Genomic DNA, 324 nt, shown 5'->3' on the forward strand with positions numbered 1-324 from the left:
GCTGGTCTTCGGCCACGGCTTCAACATCCGGTTCGGCTACATCACTCCGCCCGAGGGCGTCGACGTGTTCATGGTCGCCCCGAAGGGCCCGGGCCACCTGGTCCGTCGCGAGTACGTCGACGGCCGCGGCGTGCCGGTGCTCGTCGCCGTGGAGAAGGGCGCCTCGGGCAAGGCCTGGGACCTCGCGCTGTCCTACGCCAAGGGCATCGGCGGCCTGCGGGCCGGCGGGATCAAGACCACCTTCGCGGAGGAGACCGAGACCGACCTGTTCGGTGAGCAGGCCGTGCTCTGCGGCGGTGCCTCCCAGCTGGTGATGTACGGCTT

1 pseudogene is annotated in these 324 nt (G+C 70.4%); it reads left to right on the forward strand.

The annotated features are described in order from the left end of the window. Positions 1-324, forward strand: a pseudogene (locus EFL26_RS06035) (ketol-acid reductoisomerase); the annotation flags it as partial.

It is taken from the genome of Nocardioides pocheonensis, from assembly GCF_003725535.1.
Lineage (GTDB): Bacteria > Actinomycetota > Actinomycetes > Propionibacteriales > Nocardioidaceae > Marmoricola > Marmoricola pocheonensis.